Raw genomic sequence first — 23,419 nt, 5'->3', positions numbered from 1 at the left:
ATTACGCCTGGCCTTTGATCTCTTTACGACCGTTGAACGGTGCTTGTTCACCCAGCGCTTCTTCGATACGAATCAGCTGGTTGTATTTAGCAACGCGGTCAGAACGGCTCATAGAACCGGTTTTGATCTGGCCTGCAGCGGTACCAACAGCCAGGTCAGCGATGGTAGCGTCTTCAGTTTCGCCAGAACGGTGAGAGATGACAGCGGTGTAGCCAGCGTCTTTCGCCATTTTGATCGCAGCCAGCGTTTCGGTCAGAGAACCGATCTGGTTGAATTTGATCAGGATGGAGTTAACGATGCCTTTTTCGATGCCTTCTTTCAGGATCTTGGTGTTAGTTACGAACAGGTCGTCGCCCACCAGCTGGATTTTGTCGCCCAGCACTTTGGTCTGGTAAGCAAAGCCAGCCCAGTCAGATTCGTCCAGACCGTCTTCGATGGAAACGATCGGATACTGTTTGGTCAGATCTTCCAGGAAGTGAGTGAACTCTTCAGAGGTGAACGCTTTGTTGCCTTCGCCAGCCAGAACGTATTTACCGTCTTTGTAGAACTCAGATGCTGCACAGTCCATCGCCAGAGTGATGTCTTTGCCCAGCTCGTAGCCCGCAGCTTTAACCGCTTCAGCGATAACAGCCAGTGCTTCTGCGTTGGAACCCAGATTCGGCGCGTAGCCACCTTCGTCACCCACAGCGGTGTTCATGCCTTTGGATTTCAGTACTTTCGCCAGGTTATGGAACACTTCTGAACCCATACGTACAGCTTCTTTCAGGGTTTTCGCGCCAACCGGCTGAATCATGAATTCCTGAATGTCGACGTTGTTATCAGCGTGCTCACCACCGTTGATGATGTTCATCATCGGAACCGGCATAGAGTATTTACCCGGGGTGCCGTTCAGTTCAGCGATGTGTGCGTACAGCGGCAGGCCTTTAGAAGCAGCAGCAGCTTTAGCGGTAGCCAGAGAAACAGCCAGGATTGCGTTCGCGCCGAAGTTGGATTTGTTTTCGGTACCATCCAGATCGATCATGATTTTGTCGATGCCGGCCTGGTCTTTCGCGTCTTTACCCAGGATTGCCTGAGCGATCGGGCCGTTAACCGCGCCAACCGCTTTCAGTACGCCTTTACCCATGAAGCGGGATTTGTCGCCATCGCGCAGTTCCAGCGCTTCGCGGGAACCAGTGGAAGCACCTGACGGCGCAGCAGCCAGACCTACGAAACCACCTTCCAGGTGTACTTCGGCTTCAACAGTCGGGTTACCACGGGAGTCGATGATTTCACGACCGATGACTTTAACGATTTTGGACATTAGGTTTTCCTCAGTACAAGTTAAACTAAAACTCCAGACAAACAACGCGTACCGATGGTACGCGTTGCTGTTGTAACTTTTTTACTTCGCCTGGCGCTTCTGATACTCGCTGGCGGCTTTCACAAAACCGGCAAACAGCGGATGTCCATCACGCGGCGTAGAAGTAAATTCCGGGTGGAACTGACAAGCGACGAACCACGGATGATTCGGCACTTCGATGATCTCGACCAACTGATCATCCCCGGAACGGCCCGCAACACGCAGACCCGCAGCTTCGATTTGTTTCAACAGCATGTTGTTGACTTCGTAACGATGGCGATGGCGTTCAATAATGGTTGGCGCGCCATACAGCTGGCGAACCAGGCTGTCATCACCAAGCTGGCACTGCTGTGCGCCGAGGCGCATGGTGCCACCGAGATCGCTCTTCTCCGAACGCTGCTCAACGTTGCCGTCTTCGTCACGCCATTCGGTAATAAGCGCCACAACCGGGTATTTACAGTCTGGCACAAATTCCGTGGAGTTGGCGTTCTCCATTCCGACCACGTTACGAGCGAATTCAATCAACGCAACCTGCATACCCAGGCAAATCCCCAGGTAAGGAATATTGTTTTCACGCGCATAGCGCGCGGTGGCGATTTTGCCTTCCACACCACGGTAGCCGAAGCCGCCAGGGATAAGAATCGCATCGAGACCTTTTAAGATCTCTACGCCGCGCGTTTCAACATCCTGCGAGTCAATCAGCTTGATGTTGACGGTGACGCGGTTTTTCAGGCCACCATGTTTCAGTGCTTCAATAACCGATTTGTATGCGTCCGGAAGTTCAATGTACTTACCGACCATACCAATGGTGACTTCGCCTGACGGATTCGCTTCTTCATAAATAACCTGTTCCCATTCGGCCAGGTTTGCTTCCGGACAGTTCAAGCTGAATCGTTTACAAATATAATCGTCCAGCCCCTGGGATTTCAACAGGCCCGGGATTTTATAAATGGAATCGACGTCTTTCAGAGAAATCACAGCTTTTTCTGGAACGTTACAGAACAAAGCAATTTTTGCGCGTTCATTAGCAGGAACCGCGCGATCGGAACGGCAAATCAGAATATCTGGCTGGATACCGATAGAGAGCAGCTCTTTAACAGAATGCTGCGTCGGTTTGGTTTTCACTTCACCGGAAGCCGCCATATAAGGCACCAGCGTCAGGTGCATATAGAGAGTGCGCTCACGACCCACTTCTACCGCCATCTGACGGATAGCTTCAAGGAACGGCAGGGATTCGATGTCACCCACCGTACCGCCGATTTCAACCAGCGCAACGTCATGGCCTTCGCCACCGGCAATAATGCGTTCTTTAATCGCGTTGGTAATGTGCGGAATAACCTGTACAGTTGCGCCCAGATAGTCGCCACGACGCTCTTTACGCAGAACCTCGGAGTAGATACGACCAGTGGTGAAGTTGTTGCGACGGGTCATTTTGGTGCGGATAAAACGCTCGTAGTGACCCAAATCCAGATCGGTTTCAGCGCCGTCTTCGGTAACGAACACTTCACCATGCTGGATTGGACTCATGGTCCCTGGATCGACGTTAATGTACGGATCCAATTTCATCATGGTGACGTTGAGGCCACGGGCTTCAAGAATGGCTGCCAGGGAGGCTGCGGCAATGCCTTTACCCAGAGAGGATACGACCCCGCCGGTCACAAAAATATAGTTCGTTGTCATGCTGAACCTGAGAAGTTAGGTTTAAAAGACGATGGAATAACCAGGACGGGAAAGCAGTATACCCGATGATGGTCTACGCCACAAACTTTCATTGCCCCTCTCCTCTGTTCTTCAGGCCGCATCTGCATTGGCTTCTTTCGCTTACCCCAGGCGCGGCGCATTTCGCTGCGTCTGAAGATTCGCTCGGTTGCCGCCTTGCTGCGACCCGAATTACTCGAAGAGGCGATTCTCAAGGCATTTCAACAAACTTAAGGAGTGTGAAAATAGCCACTTTTGGGTAAATGTTTTTGACGCAAATCAAGCGCTTGTTATTTTAAAAATCACACAAATCGCGCTTACTGGAACAAATGCTTTAAAGATCATGTTCCTGGCGTTTTACTTGTTGCCAGACATTTTCCATTGTTTCCAGATCTACACCGGTCATTTCCAGACCGCGTTCGCGTACAATGCGCTCAACTTCGCGGAAACGCCGCTCAAATTTCAGGTTGGCTTTTTGCAATGCCACTTCCGCTTTGACGCCAAGATGACGCGAAAGGTTGACGGTCGCGAACAACAAATCGCCGACCTCTTCTTCCAGTTTCGCTTCGTCCACCACCGCTTGTTTGGCTTCGTCCATGACTTCGTCAATCTCTTCGTACACTTTGTCGAGCACCGGGCCGAGCGACGTCCAGTCAAAGCCGACAGTCGAGCAGCGCTTCTGAATTTTGTGCGCACGCATCAGCGCAGGCATGCTGTGTGGAATGTCGTCCAGCGCTGAGTGCTGAGATTTTTCCGCGCGCTCTTCGCTTTTAATTTGCTCCCAACGTGCCAGCACTTCCGTGCTGTTTCCCGCATGCGCGTCACCGAAAATGTGCGGGTGGCGACGCTCCAGCTTGTCGCTGATAGCGGCGCAAATGTCGCTGAAATCGAAACGCCCTTCTTCCTGCGCCATCTGTGCATAAAAAACCACCTGGAACAGCAGGTCACCGAGCTCACCGCGTAGGTCGTCAAAATCTTCGCGCGAAATAGCGTCCAGCACTTCGTAGGTTTCTTCCAGCGTGTAAGGCGCAATGGTGGCGTAAGTCTGCTCCTTGTCCCACGGGCAGCCGGTTTCCGGATCGCGCAGGCGTTGCATAATCCCGAGCAGACGATCGATTTGAGTCATGAGAAATCCCTGGTAATGAGTGTTGAGCCTCGCCCATCAGGACGAGGCTCGCATGAAGAGAAAATCAGCCACCGTGCAGGCGACGAGCGTCGATGACGTCCGGCACCTGGTTGAGTTTGCCGAGCACGCGGCCCAGCACTTGCAGGTTGTAGATTTCGATATTCATATCGATGGTGGCCAGCTGTTCTTTGGTATCGCTGCGGCTGGCGACGCCGAGCACGTTCACCTTCTCATTGGCGAGAATGGTAGTGATGTCGCGCAGCAATCCGCTACGGTCGTTCGCCGTGACGCGCACCACCAGCGAATAACCCGCCGAGTAGCTTTCGCCCCAGACGGCGTCGACGATACGTTCCGGCGCCACGTTACGCAGCTCTTCCAGCTGATCGCAGTCGGCGCGGTGAATAGAGATCCCACGCCCCTGAGTGATAAAACCAACGATCTCATCACCCGGGATCGGCTGGCAGCACCGCGCGATATGGTGCATTAGATTACCAACCCCTTCGACAACGACGCGGCCGTTGTCTTTGCTACGGCTTTGCGGCGCGTACGTTTTCTGTTGCAGTTGCTTCAGCGCGGCGGCGTCCTGCTCTTCTGCGCTCGGTTTATTGAACTGCGATTGCAGGAAATTCACCATCTGATTGAGACGGATATCCCCGCCGCCAATCGCCGCCAGCAACTCGTCCAGCTCGTTAAAGTTGTAGCGCGGCAGCAGGAATTTTTCCGCCTCTTTCAAGCTGATGCCAAGATGCGCCAGCTCATCGTCGAGGATCTGACGCCCCGCCAGAATGTTTTTGTCACGATCCTGTTTCCGGAACCAGGCGTGGATCTTCGAGCGCCCACGGCTGGTGGTCACATAGCCCAGGTTCGGGTTCAGCCAGTCGCGGCTTGGGTTCGGTTGCTTCTGGGTGATAATTTCGATCTGATCGCCCATCTGCAATTGATAAGTGAACGGTACGATGCGCCCGCCGATCTTCGCGCCGATGCAGCGGTGACCGACATCGCTGTGAATATGGTAAGCAAAATCCAGCGGCGTCGAACCTGCAGGCAAGTCCACCACATCGCCTTTCGGGGTAAAGACATACACGCGGTCGTCGAACACCTGGCTGCGAACTTCGTCGAGCATCTCGCCGGAATCGGCCATCTCTTCCTGCCAGGCAATCAGTTTACGCAGCCATGCAATGCGGTCTTCGTGCGCCGAACGCGGGCTGCCAACGGTAGCTGTACCCTCTTTATATTTCCAGTGTGCAGCGACGCCAAGCTCCGCATCTTCATGCATCTGGCGGGTACGAATCTGGATTTCAACGGTTTTACCGCCCGGCCCAAGCACCACCGTGTGGATAGACTGGTAACCGTTCGGCTTTGGGTTCGCGACGTAGTCGTCAAACTCATCCGGCAGATGGCGGTAATGGGTGTGTACGATCCCGAGCGCAGCGTAGCAGTCCTGTAAACGCTCAGCGACGATACGCACGGCGCGCACATCAAACAGCTCATCAAAGGCGAGGTGTTTTTTCTGCATTTTTCGCCAGATGCTGTAGATGTGTTTCGGGCGGCCATACACTTCCGCTTTGACGCCTTCGGTCTTCATTTCGGCACGCAAATGCCCAACAAATTCGTCAATGTAGTGTTCGCGATCGATACGGCGTTCGTGCAGCAGCTTGGCGATGCGTTTGTACTCCGCCGGATGCAGGTAACGGAAGCAGTAATCCTCCAGCTCCCATTTGAGCTGCCCGATGCCCAGCCGGTTCGCCAGCGGCGCGTAGATATTAGTACACTCTTTCGCCGCCAGTACGCGTTCATCTTCCGGCGCATCTTTCACTTCACGCAGGTGGGCAATACGTTCCGCCAGCTTGATAACTACGCAGCGGAAATCATCCACCATCGCCAGCAGCATACGACGAACGTTATCGACTTGTTCGGAGGAGACGGAATCAGTGTGGGTAGCTTTCAACTGGCGGATAGCTGCCATATCGCGTACGCCATGGATCAGGTTGACCACCGATGTACCGACGCTTTCGCGCAGCACCTCTTCGCTGACCACTTCCGCATCGGCCAGCGGGAACAGCAGAGCCGCGCGCAGCGTGTCGGTATCCATGCTCAGCATGGAGAGGATCTCCACCATCTCGACGCCGCGCCACAGCAGTAATTCCGCGTTCGGATGTCCCTGTGTTTGTCGCAGACAATATGCCCAGGTTTCGGTTAAGCGTTCACACGACGGCTGACTGGTTATCCCCAGACTCGCGATCCATTTGGCCGGATCGAATTCACCCGCTTTGTTCAAATGCGCACTGCGTACCGCAACCATTGTCCTCTCCTTTCAGGGACCGGGCCTGTCGAACTCGACAAGCCGAAATTAATCATTTGTGATTCACAAACAACACCATCGATTCCAGGTGGCCAGTGTGCGGGAACATGTCCAGCATCGCCAGCCGCTGGATCTGGTAACCCGCATCCAATAGCGCTTCACTGTCGCGGGCAAGGGTGGCAGGGTTACAGGAAACGTACACCACTCTGCCCGGCGACAATTTTAGAATATGTTTCATCACTCCGGCAGCGCCTGCACGTGCCGGATCGAGTAAAACTTTGTCAAAACCACGGCTTGCCCAGGGCTGTTTCGTGACATCTTCCTCCAGATTTTCATGAAAGAATGTCACATTCTGCAAGCCATTCTGTTGCGCGTTATCCTGCGCTTTCGCCACCAAATTGGCGACGCCTTCCACACCAACCACACTGGCCGCGCGTTTTGCCAGCGGTAGCGTGAAATTGCCCATGCCGCAGAACAGATCCAGCACCCGGTCGCCGGGCTGCACATCGAGCCACTCCAGCGCTCGCGCCACCATTTGCTGGTTAACCCCATCGTTAACCTGAATAAAGTCCCGCGGGCTGAACGTTAAGCGTAGCCCGTCAGAGCTGTACCAGGGAGATTCTCCGCTAACCTGTTCTAGTATCTCGCTTTGTGGCGCGAGATACAGAGAGAGTTCCTGAGAATGCGAAAACTGTTCCAGTTTTTCTCTGTCTGTTGCACTTAATGCAGCAGTGTGACGCAAAACCATTAATGGGCCATTATCGGCCTCCACCAGCTCTACATGGCCAAGCTGACGCACTGCCTGCAACCCGCTCAGGCATTCGCGCAGCGGCGCCAGTAATGCCTCAAGACGGGGCACCAACACCGGGCAGCGGGTGACATTAATAATGTCGTTGCCGCCCGCTTTACGAAACCCCATCTCCAGACACTGGTTTTTGGGCTGCCAGCTCAGGCTGAGCCGCGCGCGGCGGCGATACCCCCAGGGTTCACCCGCAATCACTTCATCAACGTCCCGTTTCATCAAACGCGCCAACGCCGCACTTTTGCTGCGCTGTTGCAGGGCAATACTGGCATGCTGCTGCTGGCAACCACCGCAGACGCCAAAATGCGGACACTGCGGGGTAACGCGCTCGTCGCTATCATTCAGGCGGCGCTTCACCTCACCGCGTGAAAACTGTCGCTTATCCTCTTTCAGCACAATGTCCGCCGTTTCGCCGGGTAACAGCCCAGGGATAAACAGCGCTTTCCCGTTATGGCGCGCAACCCCCTGCCCAAAGGGATCAAGATCAGTTACGGTTACGGTTACTTTTTGACTAGTCGTCACACGTCGTTTTGCAGAGTAGAATTGCGCCATTGCAGGGATTTATCTCATTTACAGATTAATGGCCTAATTCTCCCATAACGGAACTCCATGACCAACTACAGCTTGCGCGCACGCATGATGATTCTGATTCTGGCGCCCACCGTGCTTATCGGTGTGTTGCTCAGCATCTTCTTTGTCGTTCACCGCTATAACGATTTGCAGCGTCAACTGGAAGACGCCGGTGCCAGCATCATTGAGCCGCTGGCGGTCTCCAGCGAATACAGCATGACGTTGCAGGACAAAGACGCGATTGGCCAATTGGTGAGCGTTTTACATCGCCGTCATTCCGATATTGTGCGGGCAATTTCCATTTACGATGGGCAGAATAACGTATTCGTTTCCTCTAATTTCCAGCTTGATGGCGATAATCTCCGGCTGGCGGAAGGGCAACCTTTTCCGCGCAGGCTCAGCGTCTCCCGGCGTGGCGATGTGATGATCCTGCGCACGCCCATCCTTTCCGAAGGATTTACGCAAACCAACACCGCGCTACCGGCGGATAAAATTACCGGCAACATGCTCGGCTATGTGGCGCTGGAGCTGGATCTCAAATCGGTCCGTTTGCAGCAGTACAAAGAGATTTTTATCTCCAGCCTGATGATTTTGTTCTGTATTGGTATTGCGCTGATTTTCGGCTGGCGCTTAATGCGCGACGTGACCAGCCCGATTCGTAATATGGTCAATACCGTTGACCGCATTCGACGCGGGCAGCTCGACAGCCGCGTCGAAGGTTTTATGCTTGGCGAGCTGGATATGCTGAAAAACGGCATCAACTCAATGGCGATGTCGCTGGCAGCCTACCACGAAGAGATGCAGCACAACATTGACCAGTCCACTTCCGATCTGCGCGAAACGCTGGAGCAGATGGAGATCCAGAACGTCGAATTGGATCTGGCGAAAAAACGCGCCCAGGAAGCGGCGCGCATCAAGTCTGAGTTCCTCGCCAATATGTCCCATGAGCTGCGCACGCCGCTGAACGGCGTGATTGGCTTTACCCGCCTGACGCTGAAATCTGAGCTTAACCCCACGCAGCGCGATCACCTGCTGACGATTGAACGTTCGGCGAACAACCTGCTGGCGATCATTAACGACGTGCTGGATTTCTCCAAGCTGGAGGCAGGCAAGTTAATTCTGGAAAGCATCCCGTTCCCGCTGCGCAATACGCTCGATGAAGTGGTTATCCTGCTGGCGCATTCGGCGCACGACAAGGGGCTGGAACTGACGCTGAACATCAAAAACGATGTGCCGGATAACGTGATTGGCGATCCGCTGCGTTTGCAACAGGTGATCACCAATCTTGTCGGCAACGCCATCAAGTTCACCGAGCATGGCAATATCGACATTGTGGTAGAGAAGCGCGCCATCAGTAACAACAAAGTGCAGGTTGAGATGCAGATCCGCGATACCGGCATCGGCATCCCCGAGCGCGATCAGTCGCGGCTGTTCCAGGCATTTCGTCAGGCCGATGCCAGCATCTCTCGCCGCCACGGCGGCACCGGCCTGGGGCTGGTGATAACCCAAAGGCTGGTCAATGAAATGGGCGGCGATATCTCCTTCCATAGCCAGCCGAATCGCGGCTCCACCTTCTGGTTCCACATTAATCTCGATCTTAATCCAAACGCCATCAGCGAAGCGCCAGCCACCGGCTGCCTGGCGGGCAAGCGCCTTGCCTATGTCGAGCCCAATGCGACAGCCGCGCAAAGCACGCTGGACGTGTTGCACGAAACGCCGCTGGAGGTGATTTACAGCCCGTCGTTCTCGGCACTGCCGCAGGCGCATTACGACATTCTGCTGATGGCGATTCCGGTGACGGTGCGTGAGCCGCTCAACATGCAGCACGACCGCCTCGCACGTGCCGCCGCCATGACCGACTACCTGCTATTAGCGCTGCCTTGCCATGCGCAGGTGAATGCCGAGGAGCTGAAACAAGACGGCGCGGCGGCCTGTCTGCTGAAACCACTGACCACCACCCGCCTGCTGCCCGCGCTCACAGAATATTGCCGTGCGACCCGGCTCACGCAGGCTCAGCCGGTAGATGAAACAAAACTGCCGATGACGGTAATGGCAGTGGACGATAACCCGGCCAACCTGAAACTCATCGGCGCGTTGCTGGAAGATCAGGTGCAGCATGTCGAGCTGTGCGAAAGCGGTATACAGGCCATTGAGCGCGCACGGCAGCTACAGTTCGATCTGATCCTGATGGACATTCAGATGCCGGACATGGATGGCATTCGCGCCTGCGAGCTGATTCGCCAGTTGCCGCACCAGCAGCAAACGCCGGTCGTCGCCGTTACTGCCCATGCGATGGCCGGGCAAAAAGAGAAACTGCTCAGCGCCGGGATGAATGACTATCTGGCGAAGCCCATTGAAGAGGACAAGCTGCGCAGTCTGCTGCGCCGCTATAAGCCCGGCCCGGATATCGGCAGTTGGCTGACGCCACCGCAACAGGCAGTAGCACCTGCGGATATCGTGGTTGACGCCGATACCACGCTCGACTGGCAACTGGCGCTGCGCCAGGCGGCAGGGAAAACAGATCTGGCGCGCGAGATGCTGCATATGCTGGTCGAGTTCCTGCCGGAGATCCGCAATATGGTGGAAGAACAGCTGGTTGGCGAAGCGCCGCAAGGGCTTTCTGAAGGCATCCATAAGTTGCACGGCAGTTGCGGTTACAGCGGCGTACCGCGGCTGAAAAATCTCTGCCAGTTGATTGAACAGCAGTTACGCAGTGGCGTTGCGGCCGAAGAGCTGGAGCCGGAGTTTCTGGAACTGCTCGATGAGATGGATAACGTCACCCGCGAAGCACACAAATTGCTGGGGTAGCCTGCCGCATAACCGCTGGCGGGAGTTTAGGTCAAACACGTTGTTTATCCGCGCGTGGATAAACAACTCATTGATTATCCACTCAACACGCCACCACCAGGTCAGTGAGAACGCGTTAGAACAAGCCCGGTAAGCGTGCATGCTACCGGGCGGTTTGCGGTTACAGCTTTTGCCCTGCTTTCAGCACTGCCGCCACGTTGCGCGCGGTCATGCGGACATTTTCGCCGGCATTTTCCAGCGCGTCTTCCAGCGAACAGACCTTGTAGATCACACTGAACACCGCATCGATACCGTGATGGTGCACCACGCCAACATCGGCGGTCAGGCTGCCAGCAATGCCGATCACCGGAATATTATGTCGCTTCGCCACTTTTGCCACGCCCACGGGCACTTTGCCGTGCACCGTCTGGCTATCGATACGCCCTTCGCCAGTGATCACCAGGTCAGCGCCAATCACGTACTCATCCAGCGCCAGCGCATCGGTGACAATCTCTATACCCTGGCGCAACTCTGCGCCGCAAAACGCATACAGCGCAGCGCCCATTCCCCCTGCCGCACCGCCGCCCGCCAGGTGCAGCACGTCCAAATCCAGGTCGCGGGCAATGATCCGCGCATAATGTTCGAGCGCTTTATCGAGCCTGTGGATCATCTCCGGCGTCGCCCCTTTCTGCGGGCCAAACACCGCCGACGCACCCTCTTTTCCGGTGAGTGGATTGGTCACGTCACACGCCACTTCAATACGGCACTCGGCAAGGCGTTTATCCAGTTGTGCAGTATCAATTCGCGCCAGAGTTTCCAGCGCTGCACCACCCAGCGCAATCTGCTGGCCGTTCTCATCCAGCAGTTTTGCGCCCAGCGCCTGCACCATGCCAGCACCACCGTCATTGGTCGCACTACCGCCAATGCCAATGATGATATGTTTTACGCCCGCGTCCAGCGCATGGCGAATCAACTCACCGGTGCCCCAGGACGTGGTGATGAGCGGATCGCGTTTGGCCGGGGGCACCATTTCCAGCCCGCTGGCGGCGGCCATTTCGATAAAAGCGGATTGCTCGTCGCCAGAAATGCCGTAGAACCCTTCCGCCTGCTCGCCGAGCGGGCCTTTGACCGCAACCTTAACAATACGCCCGTCGGTAGCGGCGACCATGGCTTCAACCGTCCCTTCGCCACCGTCCGCCACCGGTATTTTGACGTATTCCGCCGTGGGGAAAATTTCACGAAAACCGCTCTCAATCGCGGTCGCCACATCCAGGGCACTTAAACTTTCTTTGTAAGAGTCTGGTGCGATCACAATTTTCATAAGCCATCCTTACGCATATTCACGGCTTTAAGCATACACCCAGCAAAGATGAGGAAATGCCAGCCCCCGCAAGGACTGGCAATTTCATCAACGCACCATGCACGGACGTTTGTTATCAAATTTCCAGTCCGGGATCAGGTATTGCATTCCCATTGCATCGTCACGCGCGCCGAGACCGTGTTTTTGATACAGCTCGTTAGCTTTCATCACCTGGTCCATATCCAGCTCCACGCCAAGACCCGGTTTGCTCGGCACCTGCACCATCCCGCCTTTGATTTCGAATGGCTGTTTAGTCAGGCGCTGGTTGCCCTCCTGCCAGATCCAGTGTGTATCGATAGCGGTGATATTGCCCGGTGCCGCAGCGGCAACATGGGTGAACATGGCCAGCGAAATATCAAAGTGGTTATTCGAGTGCGAGCCCCAGGTCAGACCGAACTCGTGGCACATCTGCGCCACACGTACCGAACCCTGCATGGTCCAGAAGTGCGGGTCCGCCAGCGGGATATCCACTGATTGCAGTGACAGCGTATGGCCCATTTGACGCCAGTCGGTGGCGATCATATTGGTGGCGGTCGGCAGGCCGGTCGCGCGGCGGAACTCCGCCATCACTTCACGACCGGAGAAGCCCTGTTCCGCGCCGCACGGATCTTCCGCGTACGCCAGCACGCCTTTCAGGTGCTTACCGATTTTGATCGCTTCATCCAGCGACCAGGCACCGTTCGGATCGAGCGTCACGCGCGCCTGCGGGAAGCGTTTTGCCAGCGCGGAAATCGCTTCGGCCTCTTCCATTCCCGCCAGCACGCCGCCTTTCAGTTTGAAATCGTTAAAACCGTATTTCTCATACGCAGCTTCCGCCAGGCGCACCACGCGATCTGGCGTCATCGCCTCTTCGTGGCGCACGCGATACCAGTCGCATTTGTCATCCGGTTGGCTCTGGTACGGCAGCGGCGTTTTTTTACTGTCGCCAACGAAGAACAGGTAACCGAGCATCTCCACTTCGCTGCGCTGTTGACCTTCGCCAAGCAGCGACGCAACGTTCACACCGAGGAGCTGGCCGAGCAGATCAAGCATCGCCGCTTCAATACCGGTTACCACGTGGATCGTAGTACGCAGATCGAAAGTTTGCAGGCCACGGCCGCCGGCGTCGCGGTCGGCAAAGTTGCTGCGCACGGTGTTGAGGACATTTTTGTACTCACCCAGCGTCTTACCAACCACCAGCGGAATAGCATCTTCCAGCGTTTTACGGATTTTCTCGCCGCCGGGGATTTCACCGACACCGGTGTGACCGGCATTGTCTTTAATCACCACGATATTGCGGGTGAAGAACGGAGCATGCGCGCCGCTCAGGTTCATCAGCATGCTGTCGTGGCCCGCAACCGGGATGACCTGCATGGAAGAGACAACGGGTGTCGAACTGTATGTGCTCATTTTTTAATCCTTTTGGTCTATCAATGACGTCCAAAAACGGGGCGTTTTTTGTCAAACGTCCAGCCAGGGATGAGGTACTGCATCGGGCCTGCGTCATTGCGCGCGCCGCCGGGCAGCTTCTTGTATGCCGCGTGCGCTTTTTCGATTTGCGTCCAATCGATCTCTACGCCAAGGCCTGGCGCATCGGGTACGGCGATTTTCCCCTGGCGGATCTCCAGCGGCTGTTTGGTCAGGCGCGCGTCGCCCTCCTGCCAGATCCAGTGGGTGTCGATGGCAGTTGGCGTTCCCGGTGCTGCCGCGCCAACGTGAGTGAACATCGCCAGCGAGATATCGAAATGGTTGTTGGAGTGGCAACCCCAGGTTAATCCCCAGTCGTCGCACAGTTGCGCCACGCGTACCGCGCCGGAAAGCGTCCAGAAGTGCGGATCCGCCAGCGGGATATCCACCGCGTTTAACATCACCGCATGGCCCATTTCACGCCAGTTGGTGGCAATCATATTGGTGGCAACCGGCAAGCCGGTGGCGCGACGGAACTCCGCCATCACTTCACGCCCGGAGAAGCCCTGTTCCGCGCCGCACGGATCTTCCGCGTAGGTCAGCACATCATTGAGGCCTTTGCACAGGCTGATGGCTTCGTCGAGCAGCCAGGCACCGTTGGGATCGACAGTGATGCGCGCATCCGGAAAGCGTTTTTTCAGCGCCCGCACGGTGTCGATCTCTTTTTCGCCTGGCAGTACGCCGCCCTTGAGTTTGAAATCTTTAAAGCCGTAGCGATCCTGCGACGCTTCCGCCAGGCGAACAACCGCATCGCTGTTCATCGCTTCCTGATGACGCAGGTGATACCACTCATGGCTGCCAGGCGTCGATTCCAGATAGGGCAAATCGGTTTTAGTACGATCGCCAACATAAAACAGATAACCCAGCACCGTCACCGCATCACGCTGTTTGCCAGGGCCAAGCAGTTCGCACACCGGGACGTTCAGCGCTTTGCCTAACAGATCCAGCAGAGCGGCTTCCAGTGCCGCCACCGCGTTCACGCGCAGTTCAAACGTCCAGGCACCTTTACCGAAGGTGTCGAAATCCGCCGCCTGGTTGCCTTTGTGTACGCGCTGCACCACTTTATTCAACCGCGCCACTTCCTGCCCCACCACCATCGGCGTGGCGTCGACCAATGTTTTGTAGATCACGTCGCCGCCTGGCGCTTCACCGACGCCGGTGTTACCGGCGTTGTCGGTGAGCACCACGATATTGCGGGTGAAGTATGCGTTATGCGCGCCGCCGATGTTCATCAGCATGCTGTCATGCCCGGCCACAGGAATGACTTTCATCTCGGTGATAATCGGGCTTGCTTGTGTGTTCATCATTCACGTCCTGTCACAGGTTTCAGCACGATACGCTTGATATCACCCACCAGAACCAGGTAACTCAGTACCGCCACCAGCGCATGGATACCGACATAGATCAGCGCGCCGTTAAACGAGCCGGTCGTGCCGACGATGTAACCAATGGCAATCGGCGTCACGATGCCGGAGATGTTACCGAACATGTTGAACAGACCGCCGCTCAGGCCACTGATCTCTTTCGGCGCGGTATCTGCCATCACCGCCCAGCCCAGCGCACCGATACCTTTACCGAAGAAAGCCAGCGCCATGAAAGCAATAATCAGCGTTTCGGAGTCGGTGTAGTTGCAGAACACCATGCTCATGGAGAGCAGCATCCCCAATACGATTGGCGTTTTACGCGCCACATTCAGCGAGCCGTAACGGCGCATTAACCAGTCGGAAATAATCCCGCCCAGTACGCCCCCCACAAATCCGCAGATCGCCGGGATTGAAGCAACAAAACCCGCTTTCAAAATCGACATGCCGCGCGCCTGCACCAGGTAAACCGGGAACCAGGTGATAAAGAAATAGGTCAGGGCGTTAATGCAGTACTGGCCCAGGTAGACGCCGATCATCATGCGGGAACCCAGCAGCTGTTTGATCTGCCCCCATTTTTCTGAGAACGGAACATGCTGCGCGCTTTTCGCCTGATCCATGTTGATCAGCGCACCACCTTCAGCAATGTACTCCAGCTCTTTTTTGTTAACGCCCGGATGCTGGTTCGGCTCGTGGATCATTTTCTGCCACAGGAAGCTGATGAAAATGCCGAGACCGCCCATAAAGAAGAACACATGTGACCAGCCCACGGCGTGCGTCAGCCAGCCCATGATCGGCGCGAAGATCACCGTCGCGAAGTATTGCGCGGAGTTAAAAATCGCCACCGCCGTGCCCCTCTCCTGCGCCGGGAACCAGGCCGCAACGATGCGGCTGTTGCCAGGGAAGGAAGGGGATTCGGCCAGACCGACCATAAAACGCAGGGTGAAGAGCGCAACGATGATGCCAAAGCCGCTAAAGATGTCGACGAAACCTTGCAGTAAGGTAAACAGCGACCAGGTGAAGATAGACCAGAAATAGACGCGTTTTGATCCGAAGCGGTCAAGCAACCAGCCGCCCGGTATCTGGCCAATCACATAAGCCCAGGAAAACGCGGAGAAAACATAACCCATACCGACCGGATCCAAACCTATCGCTTTGGACATCTCCGAACCGGCAATCGACAACGTGGCGCGATCGCCATAGTTGAAGGATGTGACGATAAACAGCATCACCACTATCCAGTAGCGGGCGTTGGTACGCTTTTCAGCGCCGCTCGCCGCCTGGCTAAATGTACTCATGGTTGTACTCCCGAAGCATAAATGTTCTTTTGTCCATTCATCCTGTACGGCGCAACCTGTAGGGGAAGACAGGATGATGTCATTGTGTTTTTGCTGCTCCTGCCGGGTTTGCCGCACCCGGCGGGCCGCGTTTTTTTAACTGGCAAGAAAAAGTATATGGAGCGCCTTTTGAACTCTCACCGTGCAACAACACAACATTCGCCGGGCGCGGCTATGCCCTTTAAGGCATTAGCCCAGGCGGATGGGGAGTACTTCACGGAAATGAAAATGGAGCATGACCGAAGGCGGTCAAAAGAGAGGCAGCGTTAAAGAGTGTGAAATGTGTCGCTTGACGCGGCAAAAAGAGAGGTTTCCTCCCCGCGTACGGAGAGGAAGACAGGTTATTTCAGCAGGGTCGCCCAGTGCTCAACCCACGGATTAGAAACGGTTTCCGGTTCCGGGTCTTCGCTGGCGTCGATCAGCAACATTTCGCCGATACGCTGCGCACCTTGTTCTTGCAGCAAGGCATCAAACTGCTTACCCCCGCCGCAGAAATGGGCGTATGTGCTATCGCCCAGGGCAATGACGCCATAGTGCAGATCGGGCTGATAACCCACGGTGTCGCGCAGATAATGGAACAGCGGCGCAATGCTTTCCGGCAAATCACCCTGACCGGTCGTGGAGGTGACTATCAGCGCGTAATTGCCTTTGTTGTTTTCCCAGTCGCTGGCTTCGGGATCTTCAAATACCGTCGCCTTGTGGCCCTGCGCCTGTAAGATCTCCTTCGCTTCTTCCGCCACCAGCAGCGAATTGCCGTACATGGTGCCAACAAAAATTCCGACCTTCGCCATGCTCATTACTCCTTGCGTGATTCCAGATTGCCCTCATCCTGGCGGCTCACTGGCAAGAACTCAACCCTTTCATTTTCAGGGAGAAGCCCGCGCCAGCCAAAGTGCGACAGCGCGCCCATCCAGGTTTCATCCAGCCCGGCGCGAATCGTTAACGGCTCGCCGGTAAACGGGTGCGAGAGCGTTAACTGGCTGGCATGCAGCATCAGGTGGTTACAGCCAAAATGTTCCGCCGCACTACGATTTTGCCGCAAATCGCCGTGTTTACTGTCGCCAATGATCGGATGGCGCAGATGCGCCAGATGGCGACGCAATTGATGCTTGCGGCCCGTTTTGGGTTCCAGTTCGACCAGACCATAGCGCGTGGTGGGAAATTTGCTCGTCGCCACCGGCATTTCGCACGTTGCCAGCCCGCGATAGTGCGTTACGGCAGGCTGCGCTTCTTTATCGGCGCGGGCAAACTTGTCGGCCACTTTATCCAGCTCTTCGACCAGCGGATAATCAAGCAACGCCTCTTCCATCAACCAGCCACGCACAATGGCGTGATAGCGCTTTTGAATCTGATGTTGCTCAAATTGCTGCGATAAACGGCGACCGGCCTCGCTGGATAAGCCCATTAACAACACGCCGGAAGTGGGTCTGTCGAGGCGATGGGCGGTAAAAACATGCTGGCCGATTTGGTCGCGCACGGTTTGCATCACCACCACTTTTTCATCGCGATCTAACCAGCTGCGATGTACAAGCCAGCCGGAAGGTTTATTCACCGCCACCAGCCACTCATCCTGGTAAATAATCTCCAGCATCAGGCGTTTTCGTCACTGAACAGCGCATCGAGTTGCTGTAAATGCACCAGCATCACATCACGGGACGGATGGGTCGCATCCAGGGCGATTTCATAGTACGGCGCGATGGCAAACGCCTGCGGTAATGGCTGCTGACCATCCAATAAAGCATGCATGCGAGGAATGAGCACCCATTGCAGCCATTCGAACGGCTCAAGGGTGTCCATGCAAAAAGGCTGCGTGCTTTCGAAGGCGCTTGCCGCTGGCGCGCTGGTTTGCCACAGATTGTGTTCGCGCAGTTGCGCTTCGAGAAGATGAAGTTGCTCACGCACGCGTTGATGTTGAGTCATATAAACCCCCGGAATAATCAGACTGGCGCGCAGCATATCAAAGAGCGGAACAAATAAAAAAAGGGAGCACTGTAAAAACAGTGCTCCCGGTTCGTTTCGCAGCAGTCCCGCTACTCGTGTGCTCCCTGCTCATCCATGAAAACTTTTCCTGCGGTCTCCTGACCCGTTCATCCTTAAACAGCGCATCTTGCTCACACCACCCCGATGTGACATGGCCTCATCCGTAAAGCGTGTCCTGGATCTTCCTGATCTGCCGGGTATCCTTACCGGCTCTCATTCTCCGTCCTGGAGGTGTCCGTTAACGCATTCCAGCGATGTCCCCTTGCTTCGTCCTGAAGCCTTTCCTTGCAGCACCGTCCTGGTGAGTCCTCGAAACAACATCATCCTGATGTACGCTTCGTTGTCAGACTCCGTGTCGACTCAAATAGAATTACCCATTACGTGACGTCTTACAAGAATACTTAACGCAAATTCGCCTTTGAATGAAACCTCAACAGGCAAAGGGTTTTAGATTAACCTCATGATTTATATTAATTATGAATGAGAAGGCGCATCAGAAGTATGGAAAAAGACCTGGCGATCTCTTACAGGTCGTGTAAGAGATCTCTCACAAGATGAGTAGTATAGAGGATTACACAACGGGTTCGAGCTGGTCGAGGAATGCGGCGAGGCTTGGGGCAAGAATAGTGCGCTGACGCGTACCCAGCGTCTCTTTTACCACTTCGCCGCTTAGGTTACACAGCGAAATCACATCCAGTTCGCTGTCGAGCGTAGCAATAAAAAGTGTAGGTGATAACTTCAGCCTTTTCTGCGTAACCAGGTGACCAATCAGATTTTCCTGCATACGCACGAAGTCATCCTCACTCCACGTTTGCAGTAGCGTCAGCGTCAGTTCGCCAAAACGCGCGGTCATATCACCGGCAAATTGTGTGGTGTAAAAGGTATGGAGCGGCGTTTGTACCACAATTTCCATGGCCTGTTCAATTGGGTTTACATTTCGTTCCGGCACGAATTGTTTTGGCTGCCAGATAACGTACTTGTCGGTGGAAGAAATAATGCACGGCGAGGGAATACCGTAAAGTTCTTCGCTTTGCGGCCAGCTGTCTCGCTGTTCGTGCCACGCATTACAGTAACGTTCCGTAAAGGCTTTCAGGGCATGCGCCGTCTCTTTTTCCACCGATTTCTCTCTTCACATAAGCCAGGATAAACTCTGCGTCATAGTTTACCTGCAAAATGGCGATGAAACATGTCCTCTTATGATAACCACCAGGCGCTGGCTGGCCTGACGCTTGGCAAAACCACTGATTACCGCGACACCTACGACGCCAGCTTGCTGCAGGGCGTTCCCCGTTCGTTAAACCGCGATCCGTTAGGCTTAAAAGCCGAGAACCTGCCTTTTCGCGGCGCGGATATCTGGACGTTGTATGAACTCTCCTGGCTCAACGCGAAAGGTTTGCCGCAGGTGGCAGTTGGCCACGTTGAGCTGGATCACGCCAGCATCAATCTGGTGGAATCGAAAAGCTTCAAACTCTATCTCAACAGTTTTAACCAGACACGGTTTGCCAGCTGGCAAGAGGTACACGACACGTTGCAACGCGATTTAAGCGTCTGCGCGCAAGGTGCCGTGAACGTGGTGCTGTATCGCATTGATGAACTGGAAGGGCAGCCTGTCGCCCATTTTCACGGCACCTGTATCGACGACCAGGATATCGCGATCGAGAGTTACGACTTTGACGCCGCGCTGTTAACCGATGCCGCCAGCGGAAAGGTTGTCGAAGAGACGCTGGTCAGCCATTTATTAAAATCGAACTGCCTGATCACCCACCAGCCAGATTGGGGCTCAGTGCAAATCCAGTATCGCGGCGCGCAAATCGACCGTGAAAAATTGCTGCGCTACCTGGTCTCTTTCCGCCATCACAATGAATTTCATGAACAATGCGTGGAGCGCATTTTCACGGACATTCAACGTTTCTGCCAGCCGGAAAAACTGAGCGTTTATGCGCGCTATACCCGACGCGGCGGGCTGGATATCAACCCATGGCGCACTAATACCGATTTTGTCCCTGCAACCGGTCGGTTAGTACGCCAGTAAAACCCAACATTTTACGACTCTGCGTGGAAGATCCCACGCGACAGGTTGTTAAACGTCATAAGCCAGGGCTATTGTAATCACGGGAAAGATAAAATTTTCGTCCCGTAAGGAGTTCACTTGATTACACATATTAGCCCGCTTGGCTCAATGGATATGCTGTCGCAGCTGGAAGTCGATATGCTTAAACGCACGGCCAGCAGTGACCTGTATCAACTGTTTCGCAACTGCTCGCTCGCTGTACTGAACTCAGGGAGCCAGACCGACAGCAGCAAAGAGCTGCTCTCCCGTAACGAAAGTTTTGATATCAACGTGTTACGCCGTGAACGCGGCGTAAAGCTGGAGTTGATCAACCCACCGGAAGAGGCCTTTGTCGACGGGCGTATTATTCGCTCGCTGCAGGCCAACCTGTTTGCTGTTCTGCGCGACATTCTCTTCGTTAATGGGCAGATTCATAACGCCGGACGCGTCCAGCATTTAAATCTGGAAAGCTCCATTCATATCACCAACCTGGTCTTTTCCATTTTGCGTAACGCCCGCGCGCTGCATGTCGGCGAAGCGCCGAGCATGGTGGTCTGCTGGGGCGGCCACTCGATTAACGAAACTGAGTACCTCTACGCTCGCCGCGTGGGAACCCAGCTTGGCTTGCGTGAGCTGAACATCTGCACGGGCTGCGGCCCAGGTGCGATGGAAGCGCCCATGAAAGGCGCTGCGGTCGGCCACGCGCAGCAACGTTATAAAGAGGGCCGTTTTATCGGCATGACCGAGCCGTCGATCATTGCCGCTGAGCCGCCAAATCCGCTGGTCAACGAACTGATCATCATGCCGGATATTGAAAAACGTCTGGAAGCGTTTGTCCGTATTGCACACGGGATCATTATTTTCCCTGGCGGCGTAGGCACGGCGGAAGAGTTGTTGTATCTGCTGGGGATTTTGATGAACCCGGCCAACAAAAACCAGGTACTACCGCTGATCCTGACCGGGCCAAAAGAGAGTGCGGATTATTTCCGCGTGCTGGACGAATTTATCGTCAACACGCTGGGTGAAGCCGCACGCAGCCACTACACCATCATCATCAATGATGCGGCTGAAGTGGCGCGGCAAATGAAAAAAGCGATGCCGCGGGTAAAAGAAAACCGTCGTGAAACCGGGGATGCGTATAGCTTCAACTGGTCTATTCGCATCGCGCCGGATCTGCAAGTGCCATTTGAACCCACGCACGAAAATATGGCTAACCTGAAACTTTATCCGGATCAGCCAGTAGAAACGTTAGCGGCGGATCTGCGCCGGGCGTTCTCAGGCATCGTGGCGGGTAACGTGAAAGAGCACGGCATTCGGGCTATTGAGGAGTTCGGCCCGTATAAAATTCATGGCGATAGCGACATGATGCGCCGGATGGATGACTTGCTACAGGGCTTTGTCGCCCAGCATCGTATGAAACTGCCAGGCAGCGCGTACATTCCTTGCTACGAAATCTGCGCCTGATCTCCCAGGGCGACCTATAAGTCGCCCTTATACCTCGGATTTTTTTCCCGCACAGCTCCCCCCATATCCCCAGCATATTCATACGTTTCAGTTGCCCTTAAACGTCGATAAATCACTGCGATAGCGGTTTTTTACAGGGCATTTATCGTATTTAAACGGTGTGCGTTTGATCGCAAATCTTGCTGGTGATAGCCTTCGCGCCCATAAATTTCATCTCTCGATCATTAAGCAGAGAGATGGTCTAAATATATCCACATAAAAAGTGATTTATTGCAATTGCGATCCTGATCACTGATAGAGTCATAACATAAATGTATCTTTCCGCCGCAAATAATTGCGGAAAGAAATTATAAAAAAACCGTAATTGACCGAATTTAATATTACCGCCAGCCTGTCAGGCATTGTATTCGCCCGTCATGCCAGCATTTTGCTTTTCCCAGGAGATTTATAAATGGAAACCACTCAAACCAGTACGCTGGCCACATCGGCTACACGAAGTTCATGGCGCAAAACGGATACCATGTGGATGCTGGGCCTGTACGGTACTGCTATCGGCGCTGGTGTACTGTTCCTGCCAATTAACGCCGGTGTCGGCGGTTTAATTCCGCTGATCATCATGGCCATCCTCGCTTTCCCAATGACTTATTTTGCACACCGCGGTCTGACTCGCTTTGTGCTGTCGGGTAAAAACCCTGGCGAAGACATCACCGAAGTGGTTGAAGAGCACTTTGGTATCGGCGCGGGCAAACTGATTACCCTGCTCTACTTCTTCGCTATCTACCCGATCCTGCTGGTGTACAGCGTGGCGATCACCAACACCGTTGACAGCTTTATGACCCACCAGTTGGGTATGACGCCGCCGCCGCGTGCCATTCTGTCGCTGATCCTGATTGTCGGCATGATGACTATCGTGCGTTTTGGCGAGCAGATGATCGTAAAAGCGATGAGTATTCTGGTGTTCCCGTTTGTTATCGCGCTGATGCTGCTGGCGGTTTACCTGATCCCGCAGTGGAACGGTGCGGTACTCGATACCCTGTCTTTAAGCAGCACGTCTGCGACCGGCAACGGCCTGTGGATGACTCTGTGGCTGGCCATTCCGGTAATGGTGTTCTCCTTTAACCACTCGCCGATCATCTCCTCGTTTGCGGTTGCAAAACGTGAAGAGTACGGCGACGAAGCAGAGAGCAAATGTTCACGTATTCTGGCGTTCGCACACATCATGATGGTGCTGACGGTAATGTTCTTCGTGTTCAGCTGCGTACTCAGCCTCTCTCCGGCTGACCTGGCGTCGGCGAAACAGCAGAACATCTCGATTCTCTCTTACCTGGCAAACCACTTTAACGCACCGATCATCGCCTGGATGGCACCGATCATCGCGATGATCGCCATCACCAAATCCTTCCTCGGTCACTATCTGGGTGCGCGCGAAGGTTTCAACGGTATGGTTATTAAGTCTCTGCGTGGTAAAGGCAAAAGCATCGAAATCAACAAGCTGAACCGCATTACCGCGCTGTTTATGCTGCTGACCACCTGGGCTGTGGCGACTTGGAACCCGAGCATCCTCGGAATGATTGAAACCCTGGGCGGCCCGATTATCGCGATGATCCTGTTCCTGATGCCGATGTACGCTATCGCCAAGGTACCGGCAATGCGTAAATACAGCGGTAAAATCAGCAATATCTTCGTTGTTATCATGGGCCTTATCGCTATCTCCGCGATCTTCTTCTCTCTGTTCAGCTAATCTCTTTCGCGCCGCTCGCCACGGGCGGCGCGACTCTCATTGCAATGGAAAATGCG

Annotated in this window: 17 protein-coding genes; 4 read left to right on the top strand and 13 right to left on the bottom strand. The window is 54.7% G+C overall.

All coding sequences use genetic code 11. The features are described 5' to 3' along the window. Window position 1: 1 nt before the first annotated feature. The 5 genes from eno to rlmD form a co-directional block, all read right to left on the bottom strand. A complete protein-coding gene (gene eno, locus JKP81_RS21515) occupies window positions 2-1,300 on the bottom strand; it encodes a phosphopyruvate hydratase (RefSeq protein ID WP_065369248.1) in 1,299 nt (432 codons plus the stop codon). 81 nt (window positions 1,301-1,381) lie between these two features. Next, a complete protein-coding gene (pyrG, locus tag JKP81_RS21510) occupies window positions 1,382-3,019 on the bottom strand; it encodes a glutamine hydrolyzing CTP synthase (protein ID WP_017458748.1) in 1,638 nt (545 codons plus the stop codon). A 352-nt stretch (window positions 3,020-3,371) separates the two neighbouring features. After that, entirely contained in the window at window positions 3,372-4,163 is a 792-nt protein-coding gene (mazG, locus tag JKP81_RS21505) for a nucleoside triphosphate pyrophosphohydrolase (RefSeq protein WP_200553323.1), read from the bottom strand. 64 nt (window positions 4,164-4,227) lie between these two features. Beyond that, complete coding sequence (gene relA / locus JKP81_RS21500) at window positions 4,228-6,465, bottom strand: GTP diphosphokinase (protein ID WP_200553322.1); 2,238 nt, start codon at window positions 6,463-6,465, stop codon at window positions 4,228-4,230. Between the two features lie 52 nt (window positions 6,466-6,517). Then, window positions 6,518-7,819, bottom strand: coding sequence for a 23S rRNA (uracil(1939)-C(5))-methyltransferase RlmD (gene rlmD / locus JKP81_RS21495; protein ID WP_200553321.1), 1,302 nt, complete (start codon window positions 7,817-7,819; stop codon window positions 6,518-6,520). 57 nt (window positions 7,820-7,876) lie between these two features. On the opposite strand from rlmD, the gene barA reads away from it, so the two are divergent. Continuing rightward, on the top strand, window positions 7,877-10,645 hold the full coding sequence (gene barA, locus JKP81_RS21490; protein ID WP_200553320.1) for a two-component sensor histidine kinase BarA: 2,769 nt from the start codon (window positions 7,877-7,879) through the stop codon (window positions 10,643-10,645). A 160-nt stretch (window positions 10,646-10,805) separates the two neighbouring features. Here barA and JKP81_RS21485 read toward each other — a convergent pair whose 3' ends face one another. From JKP81_RS21485 to syd, 8 genes are all read right to left on the bottom strand, one after another. After that, window positions 10,806-11,945, bottom strand: a complete 1,140-nt coding sequence (locus JKP81_RS21485; protein WP_200553319.1) for a glycerate kinase — start codon at window positions 11,943-11,945, stop codon at window positions 10,806-10,808. Window positions 11,946-12,032: 87 nt separating this feature from the next. Beyond that, window positions 12,033-13,373, bottom strand: a complete 1,341-nt coding sequence (gudD, locus tag JKP81_RS21480; protein ID WP_200553318.1) for a glucarate dehydratase — start codon at window positions 13,371-13,373, stop codon at window positions 12,033-12,035. A gap of 20 nt (window positions 13,374-13,393) precedes the next feature. Further along, window positions 13,394-14,734: an enolase C-terminal domain-like protein gene (locus JKP81_RS21475; RefSeq protein ID WP_200553352.1), complete on the bottom strand. Its 1,341-nt coding sequence runs from the start codon at window positions 14,732-14,734 to the stop codon at window positions 13,394-13,396. Then, window positions 14,734-16,089: an MFS transporter gene (locus tag JKP81_RS21470; RefSeq protein ID WP_017458740.1), complete on the bottom strand. Its 1,356-nt coding sequence runs from the start codon at window positions 16,087-16,089 to the stop codon at window positions 14,734-14,736. The genes JKP81_RS21475 and JKP81_RS21470 overlap by 1 nt, the downstream gene beginning before the upstream one ends. A 380-nt stretch (window positions 16,090-16,469) precedes the next feature. Then, window positions 16,470-16,919, bottom strand: a complete 450-nt coding sequence (locus JKP81_RS21465; protein ID WP_200553317.1) for a flavodoxin — start codon at window positions 16,917-16,919, stop codon at window positions 16,470-16,472. A gap of 5 nt (window positions 16,920-16,924) precedes the next feature. After that, window positions 16,925-17,719, bottom strand: a complete 795-nt coding sequence (gene truC / locus JKP81_RS21460) for a tRNA pseudouridine(65) synthase TruC (protein WP_200553316.1) — start codon at window positions 17,717-17,719, stop codon at window positions 16,925-16,927. Continuing rightward, on the bottom strand, window positions 17,719-18,048 hold the full coding sequence (locus JKP81_RS21455; protein ID WP_200553315.1) for a YqcC family protein: 330 nt from the start codon (window positions 18,046-18,048) through the stop codon (window positions 17,719-17,721). Before JKP81_RS21455 ends, truC begins: the two co-directional genes overlap by 1 nt. A 631-nt stretch (window positions 18,049-18,679) precedes the next feature. After that, complete coding sequence (gene syd / locus JKP81_RS21450; RefSeq protein ID WP_200553314.1) at window positions 18,680-19,225, bottom strand: SecY-interacting protein; 546 nt, start codon at window positions 19,223-19,225, stop codon at window positions 18,680-18,682. 69 nt (window positions 19,226-19,294) lie between these two features. Here syd and queF point away from each other — a divergent pair, with 69 nt between their 5' ends. The 3 genes from queF (at window position 19,295) to JKP81_RS21435 (ending at window position 23,363) form a co-directional block, all read left to right on the top strand. Continuing rightward, window positions 19,295-20,140 carry an NADPH-dependent 7-cyano-7-deazaguanine reductase QueF gene (gene queF / locus JKP81_RS21445; protein WP_200553313.1) on the top strand — a complete coding sequence of 282 codons (846 nt, stop codon included), beginning with the start codon at window positions 19,295-19,297 and terminating at the stop codon, window positions 20,138-20,140. 117 nt (window positions 20,141-20,257) lie between these two features. After that, on the top strand, window positions 20,258-21,622 hold the full coding sequence (gene ppnN / locus JKP81_RS21440; protein WP_086873140.1) for a nucleotide 5'-monophosphate nucleosidase PpnN: 1,365 nt from the start codon (window positions 20,258-20,260) through the stop codon (window positions 21,620-21,622). Between the two features lie 451 nt (window positions 21,623-22,073). Then, window positions 22,074-23,363, top strand: a complete 1,290-nt coding sequence (locus tag JKP81_RS21435) for an HAAAP family serine/threonine permease (protein ID WP_200553312.1) — start codon at window positions 22,074-22,076, stop codon at window positions 23,361-23,363. Window positions 23,364-23,419: the final 56 nt, after the last annotated feature.

The sequence above is a fragment of the Kosakonia sp. LAM2021 genome, from assembly GCF_016620385.1.
Taxonomy (GTDB): domain Bacteria; phylum Pseudomonadota; class Gammaproteobacteria; order Enterobacterales; family Enterobacteriaceae; genus Kosakonia; species Kosakonia sacchari.
The sequence above is the reverse complement of the archived record's forward strand: the minus strand, read 5'-3'. Positions and strand labels throughout refer to the sequence as shown.